Genomic DNA, 21,574 nt, shown 5'->3' on the forward strand with positions numbered 1-21,574 from the left:
CTTCTAACTGGAGGTTTTTTATAGGAAAAGACAATAAATAAAATCTGTGTCTTCGCAAAAGCGAATCTGTTTTATCTGTGTCCTCTTTTCTAGAAATTAAATTGTGCCTGTAATCTAAGCACATTTCCTTGTTGTCTGTTTATTGGAAGCGCACTGTCTTCAAAAGTCCTGTCTGCAATTACATATTCTGCTGTAAGTTCGAATGCCTTGAATGGCTGCCATTCGATACCAATTTCGTAATCTCTTACTACGTAACTTCTAGCATCTTTTTCATATTTCTTTCCTCCATCATAATATTGGAATTTAGCAAAAGGATAAAGATGCTGCTTTTTTAAATCCCATTTGTAGTTTAATAAAACGTAACCTCCATTCAAATCTGTTTCGTCAACTGTATTTGTTAACGTGTTGTAACGAGGTCCTGTTCCTATATTATATTCCGTCTGGATTCCGAAAGGTCTTGGATACAAAACAAAAGTCGCTCCTACCCTTTGGTCCTTTACATATTGAGGATCATTTACAATAACTCCAGATGAAATTTCTCCAGTAAAAGCCCATTTCCCAGTATATGCCTGAATACCAGGTTCGATAATCTGACTTCCAATTACGAATGGATAACTCAATCTAGTAACAACATTCAAATCTCTATTTCCATCTAACTTATTTGCAATCTGTCCGTTATAAACTCCAAAAGCAAAAACCCCAAAATCTCCAGAACCTTTGTAACCGTCTGCAACCAGCATAGCAAAACGCTCTCTAATTTCGGCTGGAGCCCAATAAAAGAAGATTCCTAAATCACGCTCATTTAAGATTGATGAGTTAATTCCATCTGCACGATCTAATGTTAAACGCTGAGAGCTAGATTGCATATTTTCAAATCCATAAGGAATTTTACTTTGTCCAACTCGCACACGATATTCTTTTTTCTTATCGAATGAAAGATCAAAATACAAGTCACGAATTTGCACAAAATTCTGAACCCCAGTGCTTGGAGAACTTGCAAAATCGGGCTGAAAATAGAAGAATAAATTTGGATGAACTTGTCCAGAAAACACAAAACGAGCACGGCGAATAAAAAGTCCGTTGTTTGCTTTTGCATCTGGAGCTGTAGAAGTTGTTCCCCAAGATTTATCACATTGTTCGCAGGAAACTTTATCATTTGTAGAAAACAAACCATTGTATCTGATTTGTGCATACCCTCGAAGAGATATTCTATCATACCAGTGGTCTGAATTGCTAACTCCAGAATTGGTTTCTGGAAGTTTTGCTTTATTTATAGAATCTAAAATACGCATTACCTCGTTTTTTACATCCTGCTTATTTAATTCCTGCGCATTGATACCGCAACTGACTACCAATAAAACTGAAACAACTATTTTTTTTATCATTTTTTTTAATGCCCTTAATTTCAGGATGCAAAGATGGGTCACCTGTGTTAAGAAATCATTAACCAGATGTTACTATAATAAAAATTTAATGTTACGGCAGAAATCCGTATGTTTATTTATTGTTAAAAGTCACATTATACGACTTTTAGCAAAAACGAAATTACGTTTACTTAACGTCTATTTTCGTCAATTTATGTGCTTTTTCAAGTGTAAAAGAGAACTCAGAACCTATTCCAAATTCACTTTCTACATATACTTTCTCTTTGTGCGCTTCAATAATATGCTTTACAATCGCCAAACCTAAACCAGAACCACCTTCAGAGCGAGTTCCACTTTTATCAACTCTGTAAAAACGTTCAAAAAGTCTTGGAATATTTTGTTTTTCAACTCCTTCTCCATTATCACTTATACGAATTAAGACTTTTTTCTTGGTTAGATTTACAACCCCAACCTCGGTTAGACCACCTTCTTTTCCGTACTTGATAGAGTTTACAATTAGGTTTTCCAGAACCTGCTGGATTCTGTCCTGATCTCCACGAATCATAACCGACTGGATATTTTTACTTTCAAAGGCCAATTTGATTTTCTTTTTGTCGGCTTTCATTTCCAGCAATTCAAAAACATTCTGAATCAATTCAACCACATCAAAATCAGTCATATTTAAATCTAAATCTCCTGATTCTAATTTGGTAATCATATCCAAATCTTCTACTATATAAATAAGACGTTCCACACCTTTTTCGGCACGTTTTAAATATTTTTTTCGGATGTGTTTATCATCCATTGCACCGTCAAGTAAAGTAGAAACGTATCCTTGAACAGTAAATAATGGGGTTTTCAACTCGTGCGAAACGTTTCCTAAAAACTCTCTTCTATACTGTTCACGAATTTCGAGCATTTCGATTTCGAGTTTTTTATCTGTTGCAAACTTTTTCACTTCGCGCGAAAGCGTTTCCATATCCGTATTAATCGGCTGATTGATGAGTGTTGTTGATTCTAACAAAGAAACCTCATCATAGATTTTCTTAACTCTTCGATAAATAAAGCGTTCTACACGATATTGTAGAACCAAAAAAGAGAATATATAAATGACAATAATGAAAATTATTCCAAATGCTACTTGATGTTTTAACTGATTTTTATAAAACAAAGACATCAGCATAAGCACAAACGCTGTTGCAAATAAACTGATATACAATGCCGACTTAATAGCAAATTTGTATGTTTTTTTAAAATTGATTTTCATTGAAAAAATTGAACCATTAAGAAATTAAGAAAATTAAGTTTTGTTTTTAAACTGCATTCCTTTGAGTAAATCAAAAAACAAAAAATGATTAACTCAAAAACCATATAAGAAAATGAAGACCGTACGTCTTCAATTCTTATATGGTTTAAATGTATTGAATATTTTAAGATAATTTGAATATATTTAATATTGTCTAAAGTTACAGCTAAAAAAACTTAGAATCTTAGCATCTTAGGAACTCTAAAAAAAATTAAACTTCAAATTTATAACCAACTCCTTTTATAGTTTTGAAAAGGTCTTCGCCGATTTTTTCACGTAGTTTTCTGATGTGAACATCGATTGTTCTTCCTCCAACTACCACCTCGTTCCCCCAAACCTTATCTAGGATTTCATCTCTTTTAAAAACTTTTCCTGGTTTTGAAGCCAATAGATAAAACAATTCGAATTCTTTTCTTGGCAAAGCAATTTCTACATTGCCTTTTATGATTTTGTATTCCTCACGGTTAATCTCGATTCCGCCAACATTCAAAGTATCTGTAACAACTTCTTGTTCTTTTAACCTTCTTAACAAAGCCTTTACTTTAGAGACCAATAATTTTGGTTTGATTGGCTTTGTAATATAGTCGTCAGCACCAGCGTCAAAACCAGCTACTTGCGAATAATCTTCACTTCTTGCCGTAAGAAATGTTATGATAACATTATTTAATTCAGGAATTTTTCTAATATGCTCGCAAGCCTCCATTCCGTCCATTTCTGCCATCATCACGTCCATAATGATTAATTCTGGCAGCTCTTTCTGCGCCTTTGCTATCGCATCTTTTCCATTAGATGCCGTAACAATCTGGTAGCCTTCCTGAGCAAGGTTATAGCCAACGATTTCTAAGATATCTGGTTCGTCGTCAACTAATAAAATCTTAGTTTGTGTTTTTTTCATAAATAGCAAAAATTGAGATTTTTATATCGAAACTTCTTCATTTAACATTCGATATTTCTTATTTCACAGGGTAAATATACTAACAAAAGAACCTTTAAAAAATGGTGTTAACCGTAATTTAATCTCGTAACAATTTGATAATCTTAACAACACAAAAACATAACAAGTCCGTAACATGGACTTTACAGCGCGGTTCTTTCTTTGCACCAAAATAATAAACACAACACTGAACAATGAAATTCAATTTAAGATTTCTCTTTATTGCATTATTTATCTGTACGATTTCGATCGCACAAAACAAAGGTACGATTTCTGGAGTTCTAACCGACAAAGATGCGAACAACCAATCTTTACCTTTTGCAAATGTACTCATTAAAGGTACGAATATTAACGCAAACACCGACGTTGATGGAAAATATTCCTTAAGCGTAAATCCAGGAAATTATACTTTAATTTTCAGTTTCCTTGGATATGAATCTGTAGAAGCTCCAGTTACCGTAAAAGCAAACGAAACTGTAGTGATCAATCAAGCTCTTACTTCTGGAAGTTACACACTTAAAGATGTAGTTGTACAAGCAACTGCTGTGAGCAAACAAAAAGAAACGGCTTTACTTTTAGAACAAAAAAATGCCGTAGACATTAAGCAAACTATCGGTGCACAAGAACTTTCTAGAAAAGGAGTTGGAGATGTTGCTGCCGCTGTAGCAAAAACATCTGGTGTTTCTAAACAAGAAGGAAGTAACAGCGTTTACGTTAGAGGTTTGGGTGACCGATACAACTCGACTTCGATGAACGGATTGCCAATTCCATCTAATGATCCACAAAGAAAAAATATTGCTCTAGATCTTTTCTCTACTGATATTGTTGAATATATTTCTATTGACAAATCATACGGAGCAAAAATGTATGGTGACTTTGCCGGAGGAAATGTAGATATCGTATCTAAAGATTACCGTGGAAAAGGAATGTTTGAAATCTCATTAGGATCAAAAGTGAACACTAATGCAGTATCAAATTCAAGCAATTTCTTATTACAACAAGGACCAAACAAATCTGGTTTTGTTTCTTACGGAGTTCCAAAAAATCCTTTAACTAGTTTTAGTTTTGAAAACAGCTTAAATCCTAAAAAAGAATCTCCATTTGGCGGAAACTTTAACCTAAAAGCAGGTAAAACTTTCAATATTGGCGAAGAAGGAAAATTAAGCCTTTTTGCTACTGCAGGATTTAGCAACGGTTACGAATACAGAGAAGGGCTTACTCAAAGTGTAAACGCTCAAGGTGCTTCATTGAAATCTTTCAACCAAGAAAAATTCACTTACAACACCAATACTACTGGAATGTTCAATGCTAACTACCGTTTGAACAAAAACCATAAAATTGGATACAACTTTTTATATGTTAACTCATCTGAGCAAACTAGAGATACTTACCTAGGAAGTGATCGTGATTTTGACAACTCTGACGCAAGTCTTCTAGTTCAAAGAGGTACGTTTACACAAAATACCGTAATGATCAATCAGCTTTTAGGAAACAGTAAAATAACTGATAAAATTGATATGGATTGGGGTGTTTCATACAATACTGTAAAAGGTAATATGCCAGACAGAACACAAAACAAAATGTTCTACAACCCAACAACTGATATTTACACACTTGCTCAAAGAACGACAACTGATAACCAGAGATATTTTCAAGATCTAACAGAAAATGAAGCTGCTGCGAATCTTGCTTTCTCTTACAAATTACAAAATGCAGATGGCGAGCAAAAAGGAAAAATTACTGCTGGTTATAATGGTAGATTTAAAAAACGTGAATTTGAAGCTATTCAATTCAACTTCAACATTAGCCAAGCTGGTCAAAACACAAGTGTAGATCCAAACAATTTAGATGCATTCTTCAACCAAACTAACTATAGCAATGGTTTATTCTCAACTTCTTCTTTTGCAGGAATGACTCCTCAAACTTATGACGGACAACAGGATATACATGCAGGTTTTGGTAATTTCGAATACAAATTTACAGATAAATTCAGCTCTGTTATTGGTGTGAGATACGAAAGAATCTCTCAAACAGTTAACTGGAGAACACAGCTTGATGCAGGTGGAGGAACAAATACTTTTGATAGAAACGAAGTTTTACCAAGTGCTATCTTAAAATATGAATTAAACGAAAAACAAAATCTACGTTTAGCAATTAGTAAAACGTACACATTGCCACAGTTTAAAGAACGTGCATTGTTTATTTATGAAGATGTAATGGAATCTGTAATTGGTAACCCAAGTTTATATCCTTCACAAAATTACAATCTTGATTTAAAATGGGAAATGTTCCCAAAAAGCGATGAGTTATTCTCTGTTACTGCTTTTGGAAAATACATCATGGACCCAATCAACCAAATCATTATTGCTTCTTCTACAAATGATATTTCTTTTGTTAATATCGGAGATACTGGTTATGCATATGGACTTGAGTTAGAAGCAAGAAAAAATATTTTTGAAATTGAAGGAGAATACACTAACAAGCTTTCTTTCGGATTCAATGCTTCTTTAATGAAAACACATCAAGACATCGATGCAGAAAAAGTTAGAGATGAAACAGACGGAAGATTAAACATCAATACTACAGACAGCAGTTCAGGATTTACTGGAGCTTCAGATTTGATTTTAAATGCTGATTTGTCTTACACTAAAAACTTTACAACCGATTCTGGAATTATGGCAACTCTAGCTTACAACCATTATTCTGACAAACTTTATGCAATTGGAAACGAAGGAAAAGGAAATTTAGTTGATAAAGCTATGGGAACTTTAGACCTTATATTAAAAACAAAATTGACTAAAAGCTTTGGAATTGATTTTGGAGCAAGAAACTTATTGAATCCACAATTCAAAAGAGTTCAAGAAAATGCAGGTGGAGACGTATTAGTATTCAACTACAAAAAAGGTCTGACATTCGGATTGGGAATGAACTACCAATTCTAAGAAACACACAGGAAATATTGAGTTATCAATTCCTTAACGTTAGAATAAAAAACACATAACAAATAGATGACAACGGCTTAACGTTGATTAAAGCTTAAGTTCTAATCTTTGCATAAACACAAACTAATTATTAAAGTAATGAAAAAAACAATTTCAACAATTTTCGGTTTAGCGGCATTATCGCTTGCAACACTTACAACATCTTGCTCAAGCGATGACAACAAAAACGACGGACCAAAATCTGATTTCGTAGTAGTAAGAGACAACTTACAAGGAGAAATCAACAGTGGTGAGGTAGTATTAGAATCTGGAACTTATAAACTAACAGGAAAATTAGTAGTTAAAAACACTGCTAAACTTACAATCAGACCTGGAGTTATCATCGAAGCAACTGCATTACCTTCTGATCAATTAGCAGCTGTAAGATATATCGCTGTAGCACAAGGAGGACAAATTGACGTTCAAGGAACTGCAACTAGCCCAGTTATCATGACTTCAGAAACAAAAAAACCAGCTGCTTGGGGTGGTTTAGTAATCTGTGGAAAAGCACCTATCAACAAAGGAGCTTCTGCTAGTGCTGAAGTTTCTGAATTAACTTACGGTGGAACTGACGCTAATGACAACTCTGGATCAATCAAATATTTAAGAATTGAGTACCCAGGTTTCTCTTACAGCAGTGATAAAGAATTCAACGGAGTTTCTTTCTTCGGAGTTGGAAAAGGAACTGTTGTTGACTATGTACAAGTTTACGAAAGTTCAGATGACGGATTCGAGTGGTTCGGTGGAACTGTAAACGCTAATCACTTAGTAGTTTCTAACAAAGATGCTACAGCTGTAGGTGATGATTTATTTGACTGGACTGAAGGATGGAATGGAACAGGAGAAAACTTCTACGGAATTAGAACTAACGCTGGTAACAGAGGTATCGAAGCTGATAACAACTCTAACAACCACTTAGCTACTCCAATTTCTTTCCCAACTATCAAAAACTTAACTCTAATTGGAGCTGGTGTTAATGATACAAGTGCAGAATCTCAAGCATTCAAATTAAGAGTTGGTACTAAAGGTAAATTTGACAACGTTGTATTAAAAGGTTGGAAAACTGGATTTGACGTTCAACACGACGAAAGCATCGGATACGCTGGAACTGATTTAATGGCTACTAATGTTAAATTCGAAGAAGTAACTCTTAAATCTAAATCTACAACTACTGCAGGAGTTGCTAATAACGACTTTACTAAAGTTTACACAGAATCTACAACTGCAACTGGAGCAGGAAACGGATCAGGAGTTCCTACTTGGACTGCTGGATGGACAAAAGGTCTATAATCTCGTAAAACATAAAACATTTAAAAACACTCTAATTTTATTAGGGTGTTTTTTTTTGAAACCTCTCGTTTTTATTGAGATCTTCCCTAATAACTTCGGAAACAAAATGTTAAAAACATCCTAAATCTTAGTGATGTTTTTTTTTGGCGTACTTTTTGTAATTTTTTTTGTATATTTACAATAACTAAAATATTGCGATGGCAAAAAACTACTTTTATATTACTTTCTTATTGGCTTTTTTCTTTACTGTAACCAACGCTTCAGCGCAGGACAGCAAGCAATTACCAAAGACTCAGGAGATGACTTCAATTGAGGGACTTAGCTTGTACCCTAACCCTGTTACTAATGGAAAAGTCTATATCTCTACTAAAAACGATTTAGAGAAGGAAATTATTGTGTTTGATATTTTAGGAAAAAAAGTACTGCAAGCACATTTGGCCTCAAGAGAATTAAACGTCTCTGAATTGCCTCCAGGAGTCTACATCATTAAAATCAATGAACAAAACGCATCGGCAACCCGAAAACTCATTATAAGATAAAAGCTCCTTTTGGAGCTTTTTTTAGTTTTCAGTCGCAGTGACAGTTTTCAGTTATATAGTTTGTCGAGAACCGAGACTGAAAACTGAGACTGAAAACCGAGACTGAAAACCGAGACTGAAAACCGAGACTGAAAACCGAGACTGAAAACCGAGACTGAAAACCGAGACTGAAAACTGAGACTGAAAACTGAGACTGAAAACTGAGACTGAAAACCGAGACTGAAAACTGAGACTGAAAACTGAGACTGAAAACCGAGACCGAAAACTAAAAAAAAGTATCTTTGCAAAAAAAAGTTTTGATCACAGCCAACGATATATTTACCATTTCTAGTCAGAAACAATTTGAGAAAATAGCACTAAAAGTGTTTCGTTTTCAGCACGAGAATAATAAAGTTTACCGCGATTTCTGTGATTTTTTAAAAGTGAATCCGCAACAGGTAAAATCTTTGCAGCAAATTCCTTTTCTACCTATTCAATTTTTCAAAAGTCACGATGTAGTTTCTAATACAGATCCTACACAAGTTACTTTTACAAGTAGTGGAACTACCGGAATGATTACAAGCCGACATTTAGTGACCGATATTTCCCTATACGAGGAAAGTTACCGCAAAGGATTTTCTCAATTTTACGGCAACATCGAAGATTACGTTGTTTTAGCTCTTTTACCGTCTTATTTAGAACGAGAAGGCTCTTCGTTAATTTACATGGTAGAAGATTTAATAAAACTCTCTAATCAGCCTGAAAGCGGGTTTTATTTACACAATCATGACGACTTAATCAAAAAACTTCTGGAATTAGATGAAGCCGGTCAAAATGTAATCTTAATTGGTGTGACTTACGCTCTTTTAGATTTAATCGAAAAACATTCTTTCAACCTTCAAAACACCATTATTATGGAAACTGGTGGAATGAAAGGAAAACGTAAAGAAATGATTCGTGAAGAATTGCACGAACAACTTTGCAAAGGTTTTGGCGTTTCTTCCATTCATTCAGAATACGGAATGACCGAACTTTTAGCACAGGCGTATTCTTTAGGCGAAGGTGTTTTCGAATGTCCTTCTTGGATGAATATCTTAATTCGTGATCCGGAAGATGCACTTACTTATGTCGACAACGGAAAGACAGGCGGAATCAATGTTATCGATCTAGCTAATATCAATTCTTGTTCTTTTATTGCCACACAAGATTTAGGCAAAAAATATCCCAACAACTCTTTCGAAGTATTAGGACGTTTTGATAATTCTGATATTCGTGGTTGTAATTTGATGGTGCTTTAATTTGGTTTAACCGTTGATTGGGTTAATCGTTTAATCGGTCTTTTTGTTTAACCGTTAATTCGGTTAATCGTTCACAATCTCAAAAAAATAAATCACTCGGTTTATTAAATATATTTAATAAAAAACCCAATATTCTTTCGAACATTGGGTTTTTATATTTTAAGTTTAAAGTCTCTCTGTCGATTAAACAATTAACCGATTAAACAGTTAAACAACTCTTATCACAAAGTAATTTTTCTTTCCGCTTTGCAGCAACACAAACTGATTATTAATTAAATCATTTGCAGTCAGCACAAAATCTTCTTTAATTTTTTCTCTGTTTACAGAGATAGAATTTGCAGTTAACGCTCTTCTCGCTTCTCCGTTAGATTTAAAGAAACCGGTTTTTTCATTTAAAACCGTAATAATCTCCAATCCGTTTTCTAAATCAGCTTTTGCGATTTCAGCTTGAGGAACTCCATCGAAAACTTCTAAGAAAGTAGCCTCATCCAATTTTTTCAAATCTTCTGCAGTAGAATTTCCAAACAAAATATTCGAAGCCTGAATTGCTTTTTCTAATTCTTCTCTATTATGAACAAAAACAGTAATTTCTTCTGCTAATTTCTTTTGTAAAACTCTTAAATGCGGAGCTGTTTTATGCTCTTCAATTAATGCATCAATTGTATCTTTATCCAAGAAAGTAAAGATTTTAATATATTTCTCAGCATCAACATCAGTAGTGTTTACCCAAAATTGGTAAAATTTGTAAACAGAAGTTTTATCAGCATCCAACCAAACGTTTCCACCTTCCGATTTTCCGAATTTAGATCCGTCAGCTTTTGTAATTAATGGAGTTGTTAAAGCATACGCTTTTGCGTTTTCTCCACCCATTCTACGTACCAATTCTGTTCCCGTGGTAATATTACCCCATTGGTCAGAACCTCCCATTTGCAAAACGCAATTGTTGTTTTTATATAAATGATAAAAATCGTAACCTTGAATCAATTGGTATGTAAACTCTGTAAAAGACATTCCCTCACCTTCACCGCTAAATCTCTTTTTTACAGAATCTTTAGCCATCATATAATTTACGGTGATTCTTTTTCCAACTTCACGCGCAAAATCGATAAAAGAGAAATTTTTCATCCAATCGTAGTTATTTACCATTACTGGCGCATTAACTTCAGTTGAATTAAAATCTAAGAAACGAGACAAAACACTTTTGATTCCCGCTACGTTTTTAGCCAAAGCTTCTTCATCAAGCAAGTTTCTTTCATCAGATTTACCAGAAGGATCACCGATCATTCCTGTTGCTCCACCAACTAAAGCAATCGGTCTGTGCCCGAAATTCTTTAGGTGAACCAATAAAATAATCTGAACCATGCTTCCGATATGCAGTGAATCTGCCGTTGGATCAAAACCAATATACGCAGCGGTAGCTTCTTTTAGTAATTGTTCTTCCGTTCCAGGCATACTATCATGATATAACCCGCGCCATTTTAATTCTTCAACTAGATTCTTCATTTTTTTCTAAAATAATTTGCGCAAATATAATCAATGGCAATGGCAATGTCAAAAAAACAATATCAATATCAATGACAATGACAAAAGACAATTTCAAAAAATAATAAAAACTTAGAACCTTAGTATCTCAGAATCTTAGTATCTTAAAAAAACCTTTGCAACTTTGTCCCTCTGCCACTTTGCACCTTAAAAGCAAAAACTTATCTTTACAAAATGGTATTAGTAACTGGAGGAACTGGTTTAGTCGGCGCGCATTTATTACTTCATTTAATTGAAAATGGAGAAAATGTTCGGGCAATTTACAGAAGCGAAAACAATATTCAGAAAACTAAATCGGTTTTTGATTTCTATAAAAAAACAGATTTGTTTGAAAAAATCAATTGGCTTGAAGCTGATATTTTAGACGTTCCTTCGCTTGAAAATGCTTTTATCGATATTACTCACGTTTACCATTGCGCCGCTCTAATTTCATTCGACCCAAAAGAAGAGGAGAAACTTAGAAAAACCAATATTGAAGGAACGGCCAATATGGTCAATTTTTCGATTGCAAAAAGCGTTCAAAAGTTTTGCTTCATCAGTTCAATTGCCGCATTAGGCGACATTGCTTCTCACGAAACTCATATTACTGAAGAAACGGAATGGAATCCTGAAAAACCACACAGTGATTATGCCATCTCTAAATATGGAGCCGAAATGGAAGTTTGGCGCGCACAACAAGAAGGTTTAAATGTAATTATTGTAAATCCCGGAGTTATATTAGGCCCCATTCCTATGATGGATGTTTTTGAACAAGGAAGCAATGAAGTTTATAAAAAAGTTTCCAAAGGATTATCATTTTACACACTCGGAAACACAGGTTTCATTTCTATTGGTGATGTTGTAAAAACAACTTTTCAATTAATGAAAAGCGAAATCAAAAACGAACGCTTCACACTTATTGCTGACAATATTGTTTTCAGAGACATTTTGAACACAATTGCAGATACTTTAAAAGCAAAAAGGCCGCATATTCATGCAAAACCTTTTTTCATGAACTTTCTATGGATTTCAGATGCCCTATTTTCAACCATATTTTTCAGAAAAAGAAGCATTACCAAAGCAACGGCAAAAGCTTCTTACTCGACAAATTTATATAGTAATGAAAAAATAAAAACCGCTCTAGGAACGGTTTTTAGTGATATTCATCAATATATTAAAGATAGTTCTAAACTATAATTATCTTCTTTGCTGCATTTGAATTCTTTTTATAGAATCAATATTAATTTTTCTGGCAACTTTTTTTACAGAGTCTTTCGAGTCTTCTTTCAATTCCTGTTTTAAAGTATTCTTTTTCGCTTTAGCTGCTTTTTTTTCGTCAATTTTAGCCAAAGAATCTGCTGCTCTCTGATTCACAGCTATCTTTTTGTTTACTTCATCAAACATATCTTTATAATTATCGTAATCTGAAGCATAATAAATATTATTCTGAGCAAACTGAAGACTGTCTACTTTATATTTTCTGAGAATAAATTTTGTAACGTCACCGTCTACCGAATCTAAAGACAAAGGTTTTTGATATCTTATGGCCTCCAAAATTGATAAATCATACATAATATCAACCATCTTTTCTCTGTCAATAAGTTTTTCAGGCTTTTTTACAAGTTCTTTTTTACAACTTACAGAAAGAAACAAAACCAATATTATTACTATAAAATTCTTCATAGCCGCTTTTTATCTGTCAAACAATAATCTTTTTCCTGCTCTGGTATCTTTTACTTTAAAATTATTATAAACCAGTTCTCCATTCACAAAAGTGTGCGTAATTCTCGATTTGAAAGTAAAATTTTCAAAAGGAGACCATCCGCATTTGTATAATATATTATCCGGTTTTACACTCCAAGGCAAACTTGGATTCACAATTACTAAATCGGCGTGGTAACCTTCTCTAATAAAACCTCTTTTCTCTATTTTAAAAATCTTAGCTGGATTATGACACATTTTCTCCACAATTTTCTCGACACTGATTTTACCTTGATGATGTGCTTCAAACATTGCTACAACCGCATGCTGAACCAAAGGTCCTCCAGAAGGCGCATTCAAATAAGATTGCATTTTTTCTTCTTTTGTATGAGGTGCGTGATCTGTTGCAATAACATCAATTCGCCCGTCATTTAATGCCTTCCAAAGTTCTGCACGATCTTCTGCAGTTTTAACCGCAGGATTCCATTTAATGAAGTTTCCTTTTGTTTTATAATCTTCATTTGTAAACCAAAGATGGTGTACACAAACCTCAGCAGTAATTTTTTTATCTTCTAATGGGATCTTATTGGTAAATAATTCCATTTCTTTTGCAGTAGAAAGATGGAAAATATGCAATCTAGCGCCCGTTCTTTTTGCCAAAGCCACTGCTTTTGAAGAAGAAATATAACAAGCCTCTGCACTTCTGATTAAATTGTGTGCCGTCACCGGAACGTCATCACCATATTGCTCTTTAAAAGCGGCAAGATTATTTTTAATTGTCTCTTCATCTTCACAGTGAACCGCAATTAACATTGGTGTACTTGAGAAGATTTTTTCTAAAGTCTCTTCTCTGTCAACCAACATATTTCCTGTTGATGAACCTAAGAAAATCTTGATTCCAGCAACATTTTTCGGATTTGTTTTTAAAACTTCCTCCAAGTTATCATTTGTCGCTCCCATCATAAACGAATAATTCGCAAATGATTTTTCAGCGGCGATATCATATTTATCTTGTAAAATTTCCTGCGTTACTGCATTAGGAACCGTATTGGGTTGCTCGATAAAAGAAGTAATTCCGCCCGCAACTGCTGCACGCGATTCCGATTCTATATCGCCTTTATGAGTCAATCCAGGCTCTCTAAAATGCACTTGATCATCAATTGCACCAGGCATTAAGTAGTTTCCTTCTGCATCGATCACAATACAATCTGATGTTTTTAATGAAATACTATCGGCAATTTCAACGATCAAATCGTTTTCAATTAAAACATCACCTTCAAAAATTGTCCCTTCGTTTACAATTTTGGCATTTTTTATTAAAATCCTGTTCATTCTGGTTGGTTTATAATGAATTGACTAATTTTCTTAATCTTAGCGAAATTACTCCAAGTATAGCTTCTTTAATAATGGCATTACTCATTTTAGAAACTCCTTTTGTTCGGTCTGTAAAAATAATTGGGACTTCTGTAATTTGAAATTTACCGCAATAGGTTCTGTATTTCATTTCAATTTGAAACGCATATCCGACAAATTTTATTTTATTCAAATTGATTTTCTCCAGCACTTCTCTTTTGTAACATACAAAACCTGCAGTTGCATCATGAATTTTCATGCCGGTGATAAATTTAACATAAACAGATGCAAAATAAGACATCAAAACCCTACTCAATGGCCAGTTGACCACATTTACGCCGGTAACATAACGCGATCCGATAGCTAAATCGGCTCCCCCAAAATGACAAGCATCATATAATTTTTCTAAATCATTCGGGTTATGAGAAAAGTCGGCATCCATTTCAAAAATAAATTGATACTCGCGCTCCAAAGCCCATTTAAAGCCGTGAACATAAGCAGTTCCTAATCCTGATTTTTTAGCTCTTTGTTCTAAAAAAAGTTTTCCCGGAAACTCTTCCTGTAACGCAATTACTTTATTTGCGGTATGATCTGGAGAGTTATCATCAATAATCAGCAGATGAAAAGATTTATGCTGTGAAAGTACTGCTCTTACGATACTTTCTATATTTTCAATTTCGTTATAAGTGGGAATTATGACAATACTATCATTCATTTTTTCATGGTAATTTCACCGCAAAAGTAAACTTTTTATAGCATTTGATTCATAATAAATATATAATAAAACTATTGCATCAAAAAATTGCTAATTTTGTAACGCTATGATTGAACAACTTCATCCTCGAATTCTGGAAAACAAAGACTGGGCAACGCTTTTATTTGTGCTGACCTTTGCTGTTGTTGCCATGACGAAATCTGCTTACGAAACAAGATTCAGTGAGTTTAGTAAACTTATTTTTTCTGATAAATACGCTAAGATTTATCGCGACAATAATCATTTAAAAAGCAGCTTTACAGTTGGTTTGTTTTTTGTACAAATTATTTCGTATGCATTCTTCATATTGCTTACGATGAATATTTTTGGTCACGCATCAAAAACAGACTGGATTTTATTTATTCAGATTGCTACTTTCCTACTTTATTTCATTTTAGGAAAATATTTAATTGAAAAAATTGTAGCGACTTCCTTCAATATTGATGAATTTGTAGAGTTATTTAACTTACAAAAAGTGACGTATCGAACTTATATTGGCGTTTTAATTCTTCCGATTAACGCTATTTTGTTCTATTACAGCAATATTTCACAAATTGTACCCCTAGTAATCATAGGCATTTCGCTGTGTATTAGCGTATACTCTTACTTTATTTCAATTAAAACATATCAAAACGTAATTATCGGTAAGTTATTTTATTTTATTTTGTATCTTTGCGCTCTTGAAATAGCCCCTTATTATTTTCTTTATTATTGGATAACAAAAGGGAGTGCTTAGAAAATGTTTATAATATGAAAGTGAAAACAATTTTGGTGTCACAGCCTGAACCTAAAGTGGAGAATTCTCCTTACTTTGAGCTCCAACAAAAACACAAAATAAAAATTGATTTCAGACCATTTATTCATGTGGAAGGGGTTAGCGCAAAAGAGATTCGATTACAAAAAATCGATCTTAATCATTACACTGCGATCATTTTAACAAGTCGAAATGCTGTAGATCATTTTTTTAGAGTTGCTGATGAAATGCGTTACAAAGTTCCTGAAGGATTGAAATATTTCTGTCAATCTGAAGCTGTTGCGTTTTACCTTCAAAAGTATGTTGTGTATAGAAAACGTAAAATTTACGTTGGGGCAAAAGATTTTGCAGATTTATCTCCGCTAATTAAGAAGTACAAAGACGAGAAGTTTTTACTTCCAGCATCTGACCAGTTAAACGCAGATGCTCCTGTAACATTAAACAGTCTAAAAGTAGATTGGGCGCAAGCTATTTTTTACAGAACCGTAATGAGTGATTTATCTGATTTAGCAGACGTTTATTATGACGTTTTGGCTTTCTTCAGTCCAACCGGAATCAAATCATTGTTTAAAAACTTCCCAGATTTTAAACAAAATGATACCAGAATTGCTGTTTTCGGAAGCACAACTCAGAAAGAAGCTTTAGATCATGGTTTAAGAATAGATATTCTTGCTCCAACTCCTGAAACTCCTTCTATGACAATGGCTTTAGAAAAATACGTTGCAGAAGCAAACAAAGGAAAATAACCTAACCAAGAGGAAAAAATATACAAGTTTTAAAATTCCAAATTCCAACTTAATCAATTGGGATTTGGAATTTTTTGTTTTACAAATAATCAAAATGTAAAATTTGGAATTTGGAATTTAAGTATTGGAATTTTTTGTTTTACAAATAATCAAAATGTAAAATTTGGAATTTGGAATTTAAGTATTGGAATTTTCTTTTCCACAGCATTTTAACTACATTTGATTTCTATTGCAAACCCAAATCGCAAAAAACAGTTTCAAATTGTAAGTTATGAAAATCAACTCCCTATTAATTGAAATTGACGGAATCGACAAAGAAATTCTTCGTTATTTAATGGATGACGCCCGAAAACCAATTTTACAAATCGCTAATAAAATCGGAATTTCAGGTGCCGCTATTCACCAGCGACTAAAAAAACTGGAACAATCTGGCGTTATTTCAGGTTCGAAGTTTACAGTCAATCCGAAAGTTCTAGGATACAATACTATGGCTTTTGTGGGAGTTTATCTAGATAAAGCTTCTCGAAATTCTGAAGCTGTAAAAGATTTAAAGAAAATTCCAGAGGTTTTAGAATGCCATTATACCACAGGAAACTGGTCCGTTTTAATCAAAATCATTTGTCGCGACAACGAACATTTGATGCAGCTTTTAAATACTAAAATTCAAGCTATTGAAGGAGTTTCAAGAACAGAAACGTTTATTTCATTAGACCAGCAGATTGATAGACAGATTCAACTTTAGAATTAGAAAATGTGGCAATTCGATAATCTATTCAATTAGAAAATCCGGCAATTTGATAATTAGATAATTCCTAAAAAATAAAAAGCCCGACAGGTTTAAAAATCTGTCGGGTTTGCTATAAATTATCTAATTGACTAATTATCTCAATTAACTAATTAGTTCCTCCTGCTACCTGAATAAATCGATATATAGTACAACAACGTTGCTATAGATCCGATTGCGGCAACCACATATGTTCTTGCTGCCCATTTTAAAGCATCTTTTGCTCCTGCCTGTTCTTCTTGTGTGAGCATGTGCTTATTTTCTAGCCATGCCAAAGCACGGTTACTTGCATCGTACTCTACAGGAAGCGTAATAATCGAAAACAAAGTTGTTGCTGCAAAAACGATAATTCCCACCAATAATAATTGAGGAAAAACTTTAATCATCAGAATTCCGGCAATTAAAATCCATTGCACATAGTTTGAAGCAACACTTACAATTGGCACCAATTTAGAACGCATTGTCAGCCACTCGTAGCCAATTGCATGTTGAACTGCGTGCCCGCATTCGTGCGCTGCAACTGCTGCCGCAGCTGCGTTACGATGACTGTAAACCGCTTCACTTAAATTTACCGTTTTATCTGAAGGATTATAATGATCGGTTAACTGACCTGGTGTTGAAATAACACGAACATCAGTAATTCCGTTATCTGCAAGCATTTTTTCAGCGATTTCGGCACCGCTCATTCCGTTTCTTAATTGTAATTTAGAGTACAATTCAAATTTACTCTTTAGCTGAGAACTTACCAGCCAGCTGAACAACATAATAGCTCCAGCAATAATTAGATATCCAGATCCCATGTTTTTTACGTTTTTAGATTGATTTTTAAATTTACAAAAGAAACCTCAAATTACGAACCATTTTAACAAAATGCCATTTTGACATTTTTTTTTCCGAATTTGTATCAGTTCAGCATGTTATTTTTCAATAAAAAAGCGATTAATTCTGCCACATTTTTCATTTTGTATTTCTGAAGGATATTTCGGCGATGCGTTTGTACCGTCAGAAAACTCAAAAACAGATTATCAGCAATTTCCTGAGTCGATTTTCCTTGCGAAAGCAATAGGGCAATATCTCGTTCTCTTCTACTTAATCCCGGAATTCGCTCTAAATCTTCAGACAAAGGCTGACTGATTATTGTCTTTACTTCTTCACTAAAAACAATTTCGCCGTCGATGGCTTTATAAATACAATCTTTAAATTCATCAAAAGAAGCATTTTTAAGGATATAACCGTTTCCGCCATTCTGAATAAACTGCATCACAAGACTTCTTTCAGACTGACTGCTCATTCCGATAATTACGATTTTAGGATGTTTCTGTTTAATTGTTTTACAAAGATCGACTCCGTTTATAATCGGAAGAAAAATATCCATTAAAATCAAGTCTACTTTATTATCCTCGATGTAATCCAAAAGTGCCACACCAGACTCAAATTTCTCTACAATTTCAATATTTTCTAAATCGGTCAGCAAACCTGCAATACCCGAAATTACAATCGGGTGATCGTCTACTATAACTGTTCTGTATCTCATGATTTAACTTAGGGTTATACTTTCAATTCTATATAAGTAGAAGTTCCTTTATTTGGAATTGAATCAATTTCTAATTTTCCGTTCAAAAAAGCCACACGATTTTTAATATTCCTCAAACCCATTCCATCTCTTTTTTCAGCATGTTTAACATTAAACCCAACACCATTATCTTCCACCGTAATAAAAAACACATCTTTATTCTGCGAGCAGGAAACCAAGATTTGAGAAGCTTTGGCATATTTTAAAGCATTATTCAAAAGTTCCTGAATAATTCTATAAATCATAATTTTGATATGCTGAGGAAAGCTAGATTTTTTAATCAGATATTGAAATTCGATGATGGTTTCTGAAGTAGAATGCGAGGCACATAAATCTTTTAAAGCATGTTCGAGTCCTAATTTCATTAAACTTTCAGGCATTAAATTTTGCGAAATATTACGAAGCTCTTTAATCGAATCATTTAGCATTCCGTTGATATTGGGGCTGATTTCCTTATTTTCCCGATCAGCCAAATTCAGGTGCATTTTCAAACCAGAAAGCATACTTCCAAGTCCGTCGTGCAATTCTCTTGCAATTCTTTTTCTCTCAATTTCTTCTCCTTCAATTAAAGCATTTGAAATGGATAATTTCTGCTGATTTTCAAGAGCCGATAATTCTTGTTTATGATTTACCTCTTTTTGAAAACTCAGTTTCTTTTGATAATTGCTGTATAGCCACAAAAACAAAACCGTCAAAAACAATAAAAACGAAAGCACAGCCAAAAGCATCGAATTCAATCTGTCGTTATTACCTTGTAAAACCGCTTTTTCATTCTCTGACTGAAGCAAATTAATTTTCCTCTCGCTTTCTGCTTTTTTATACTTTGCTTCGAGCTCTACAATTTCACTTTTTAATTTCGCATCGGTAAGACTATCATTGATAACATTGTATTTATTGGAATAGAAATAGGCCTTTGGAAATTCTTTTGTCGCATTATAAACTTTAGACAATTCCTTGTAATAATTCTTTTTATCTACAATAAACGGCGTTTTTGCTATTAGATATTCCAAATTACTCTTTGCTTTATCGTAATTTTTAAGCTTAAAAAGCACTTCATATTCAGCAAATTTTAATCGGTTTAAAGCAATGGCATTTTGATGATTTTCGGCAGATTTAATTCCTTTTCCAAAACTCACCAATGCTTCACTGTGTTTATTCTGTTTGGCAAAATAAATTCCTTCCGAATAAAAATAAGAATCATTTAAGTTCGATTCTGGATATTTCTCTAAAGTAGCATACGCTTTATCTAGAATTTCTTTAGCATCATAAAAGTGCTTCAATTCCACTAAATTTTCCGCATTTATAATATAGGTTTCCATCTTAGACTCTGCTAAAGTTGCAGACTTCTTGGTGGTATTTTCAATATATTTTTGCGCTTGATCCAGATATTCTGCAGCTTTTTCGCGCTCGTTATTGTTCATGAATATAATGGCGACTGCTTTATTTAACGCACTGATGAGCTCATAATCTCCACTTTTTTTCGCAATCGGAATTGCCTCGTTTACCAGCAGTTTCATATAAGCATTTTCATTATTCTTGCGTTGCTGCATAATCCCATAATTCTGAAGAATGACAGCACGAAGTTTATAAGCTTCTTTATTACGATACTTTTTCAATTTGGTATTAGCTTCGAGCAAAGCTTTTTCAAAACCTTCCACATCACCTTTTACAAGAAAATCAGAGGCGTTATAAAAAATAGAAGCATCTTTCAAAAAAGGAAACTTCATTTTTAATCTATTCGCTTGCTGTAAATATTCTTTAGAACTTTTCGCATCCTGCGCCATTAAGAATAGCTTAGACAATCTGAAACTATTCAAACTTTTAACACTATCCGATTTAGTATTTTTTGTGATTTTCACAATGCTGTCAATATACACAGTATCGTCATCTAATGAAAGAATTACCTGAGAATTGGCAATTGCAGAGAAAAGTAAAAAAAACAGTAAGGCTTGGATTTTATTCATAAATATGGGGCATTTACTCAAAGTTATTAAAGCTTAATGACTTTCGAAACAAAAAAGAGCTCTTTTACCTGAAATCAGGTAAAAAAAAATACATTTTATCAGGTATTGTACTCCGCTTTATAAGCTTCTAACTTTGTTTTAATCAGATTTTAAATATAAATAATTAAAGATTTTACTCATGAAAACACAATTGAAACAAATAATGCTAATGCTGACACTTGTATTTACATTTGCTTCTTGCAGCAGCGATGACGATGATAAAGGCGCAACTAACTCAAGAGCTGTTAAATATGAAGTAACAGGAAACTTTTCTGGACAGATGGATGCTGTTTATATGGAGTCTGGAGATTCTGGACAAAGTGTAGATATCACCAAATTACCTTGGACTAAAGAATTTACTGCTGCTTCAGGTACTACTGGCGCTGCAGTCCAAGTTTCAGGGCATGGAGGTGTTGTTGATCAAACTTTAACTGTGAAAATTTACATTGGAGGAAAATTAGAAAAGGAAACAACTGCGAAAGCAAAAAGTGACGGAACAATCGTTGCAATTCCTGGAACTTATATATTTCCTCTATAATATTAAAGATTAGGATTTAATTTTTTTGTTTTTGGTAAAAGAAAGCTTCGTAATTATTTACGGAGCTTCTTTATTTTATCTTATTGCCTAAAGGTGACATATTTCTTCGAATTCCATTTTGCGATTTATTTTGCTCGCAAAGGCTCTAAGTCACAA

At 33.6% G+C, this 21,574-nt stretch carries 19 protein-coding genes; 9 read left to right on the top strand and 10 right to left on the bottom strand.

Translation table 11 applies throughout. The features are described from left to right. Positions 1 to 89 precede the first annotated feature (89 nt). The 3 genes from K6T82_RS20910 to K6T82_RS20920 all read right to left on the bottom strand — a co-directional run bounded on the left by K6T82_RS20910 (position 90) and on the right by K6T82_RS20920 (position 3,565). Positions 90 to 1,385 (bottom strand): porin, encoded by a 1,296-nt coding sequence (locus K6T82_RS20910; protein ID WP_223710281.1) that lies wholly within the window; start codon positions 1,383 to 1,385, stop codon positions 90 to 92. 166 nt (positions 1,386 to 1,551) lie between these two features. Beyond that, complete coding sequence (locus K6T82_RS20915) at positions 1,552 to 2,631, bottom strand: sensor histidine kinase (RefSeq protein WP_223710284.1); 1,080 nt, start codon at positions 2,629 to 2,631, stop codon at positions 1,552 to 1,554. 250 nt (positions 2,632 to 2,881) lie between these two features. Next, complete coding sequence (locus K6T82_RS20920; RefSeq protein WP_008465097.1) at positions 2,882 to 3,565, bottom strand: response regulator transcription factor; 684 nt, start codon at positions 3,563 to 3,565, stop codon at positions 2,882 to 2,884. 233 nt (positions 3,566 to 3,798) lie between these two features. Here K6T82_RS20920 and K6T82_RS20925 point away from each other — a divergent pair, with 233 nt between their 5' ends. The 4 genes from K6T82_RS20925 (at position 3,799) to K6T82_RS20940 (ending at position 9,691) form a co-directional block, all read left to right on the top strand. Continuing rightward, on the top strand, positions 3,799 to 6,546 hold the full coding sequence (locus K6T82_RS20925) for a TonB-dependent receptor (protein WP_223710286.1): 2,748 nt from the start codon (positions 3,799 to 3,801) through the stop codon (positions 6,544 to 6,546). Positions 6,547 to 6,684: 138 nt separating this feature from the next. After that, positions 6,685 to 7,875: a hypothetical protein gene (locus tag K6T82_RS20930; RefSeq protein ID WP_223710288.1), complete on the top strand. Its 1,191-nt coding sequence runs from the start codon at positions 6,685 to 6,687 to the stop codon at positions 7,873 to 7,875. A gap of 197 nt (positions 7,876 to 8,072) precedes the next feature. Continuing rightward, entirely contained in the window at positions 8,073 to 8,414 is a 342-nt protein-coding gene (locus K6T82_RS20935) for a T9SS type A sorting domain-containing protein (RefSeq protein WP_223710290.1), read from the top strand. Positions 8,415 to 8,710: 296 nt separating this feature from the next. Next, positions 8,711 to 9,691 (top strand): LuxE/PaaK family acyltransferase, encoded by a 981-nt coding sequence (locus K6T82_RS20940; RefSeq protein WP_223710675.1) that lies wholly within the window; start codon positions 8,711 to 8,713, stop codon positions 9,689 to 9,691. A 207-nt stretch (positions 9,692 to 9,898) separates the two neighbouring features. Here K6T82_RS20940 and tyrS read toward each other — a convergent pair whose 3' ends face one another. After that, positions 9,899 to 11,194: a tyrosine--tRNA ligase gene (tyrS, locus tag K6T82_RS20945; protein WP_223710292.1), complete on the bottom strand. Its 1,296-nt coding sequence runs from the start codon at positions 11,192 to 11,194 to the stop codon at positions 9,899 to 9,901. A gap of 213 nt (positions 11,195 to 11,407) precedes the next feature. Between tyrS and K6T82_RS20950 the strand changes: the two genes are divergently transcribed. Beyond that, positions 11,408 to 12,409 carry an NAD-dependent epimerase/dehydratase family protein gene (locus K6T82_RS20950; protein WP_223710294.1) on the top strand — a complete coding sequence of 334 codons (1,002 nt, stop codon included), beginning with the start codon at positions 11,408 to 11,410 and terminating at the stop codon, positions 12,407 to 12,409. Here K6T82_RS20950 and K6T82_RS20955 read toward each other — a convergent pair whose 3' ends face one another. The 3 genes from K6T82_RS20955 to K6T82_RS20965 are packed head-to-tail and all read right to left on the bottom strand — an operon-like array spanning position 12,410 to position 14,981. Beyond that, positions 12,410 to 12,895, bottom strand: coding sequence for a DUF4296 domain-containing protein (locus K6T82_RS20955; protein WP_223710296.1), 486 nt, complete (start codon positions 12,893 to 12,895; stop codon positions 12,410 to 12,412). It lies immediately after the preceding gene. Between the two features lie 9 nt (positions 12,896 to 12,904). After that, positions 12,905 to 14,245 carry a dihydroorotase gene (locus K6T82_RS20960; protein WP_223710298.1) on the bottom strand — a complete coding sequence of 447 codons (1,341 nt, stop codon included), beginning with the start codon at positions 14,243 to 14,245 and terminating at the stop codon, positions 12,905 to 12,907. 10 nt (positions 14,246 to 14,255) lie between these two features. Next, complete coding sequence (locus K6T82_RS20965; RefSeq protein ID WP_223710300.1) at positions 14,256 to 14,981, bottom strand: polyprenol monophosphomannose synthase; 726 nt, start codon at positions 14,979 to 14,981, stop codon at positions 14,256 to 14,258. Between the two features lie 106 nt (positions 14,982 to 15,087). Between K6T82_RS20965 and K6T82_RS20970 the strand changes: the two genes are divergently transcribed. The 3 genes from K6T82_RS20970 (at position 15,088) to K6T82_RS20980 (ending at position 17,262) form a co-directional block, all read left to right on the top strand. Next, the gene (locus tag K6T82_RS20970; RefSeq protein WP_223710302.1) at positions 15,088 to 15,756 is read left to right on the top strand and encodes a DUF4271 domain-containing protein; all 669 of its coding nucleotides are present in this window, start codon (positions 15,088 to 15,090) and stop codon (positions 15,754 to 15,756) included. A gap of 14 nt (positions 15,757 to 15,770) precedes the next feature. Continuing rightward, positions 15,771 to 16,520, top strand: coding sequence for a uroporphyrinogen-III synthase (locus K6T82_RS20975; protein ID WP_109190797.1), 750 nt, complete (start codon positions 15,771 to 15,773; stop codon positions 16,518 to 16,520). Between the two features lie 271 nt (positions 16,521 to 16,791). Beyond that, positions 16,792 to 17,262: an Lrp/AsnC family transcriptional regulator gene (locus K6T82_RS20980; protein ID WP_035681816.1), complete on the top strand. Its 471-nt coding sequence runs from the start codon at positions 16,792 to 16,794 to the stop codon at positions 17,260 to 17,262. Between the two features lie 155 nt (positions 17,263 to 17,417). On the opposite strand, the gene K6T82_RS20985 is transcribed toward K6T82_RS20980, so the two are convergent. The 3 genes from K6T82_RS20985 to K6T82_RS20995 all read right to left on the bottom strand — a co-directional run bounded on the left by K6T82_RS20985 (position 17,418) and on the right by K6T82_RS20995 (position 20,841). Then, on the bottom strand, positions 17,418 to 18,104 hold the full coding sequence (locus K6T82_RS20985) for a zinc metallopeptidase (protein WP_223710304.1): 687 nt from the start codon (positions 18,102 to 18,104) through the stop codon (positions 17,418 to 17,420). 104 nt (positions 18,105 to 18,208) lie between these two features. Continuing rightward, positions 18,209 to 18,838, bottom strand: a complete 630-nt coding sequence (locus tag K6T82_RS20990) for a response regulator transcription factor (RefSeq protein ID WP_223710306.1) — start codon at positions 18,836 to 18,838, stop codon at positions 18,209 to 18,211. Positions 18,839 to 18,852: 14 nt separating this feature from the next. Beyond that, a complete protein-coding gene (locus K6T82_RS20995; RefSeq protein WP_223710308.1) occupies positions 18,853 to 20,841 on the bottom strand; it encodes an ATP-binding protein in 1,989 nt (662 codons plus the stop codon). Positions 20,842 to 21,019: 178 nt separating this feature from the next. On the opposite strand from K6T82_RS20995, the gene K6T82_RS21000 reads away from it, so the two are divergent. Next, positions 21,020 to 21,418, top strand: a complete 399-nt coding sequence (locus K6T82_RS21000) for an MmpS family transport accessory protein (RefSeq protein ID WP_223710310.1) — start codon at positions 21,020 to 21,022, stop codon at positions 21,416 to 21,418. Positions 21,419 to 21,574 lie beyond the last annotated feature (156 nt).

The sequence above is a fragment of the Flavobacterium potami genome (assembly GCF_020026915.1).
GTDB classification, from domain to species: Bacteria; Bacteroidota; Bacteroidia; order Flavobacteriales; family Flavobacteriaceae; genus Flavobacterium; species Flavobacterium potami.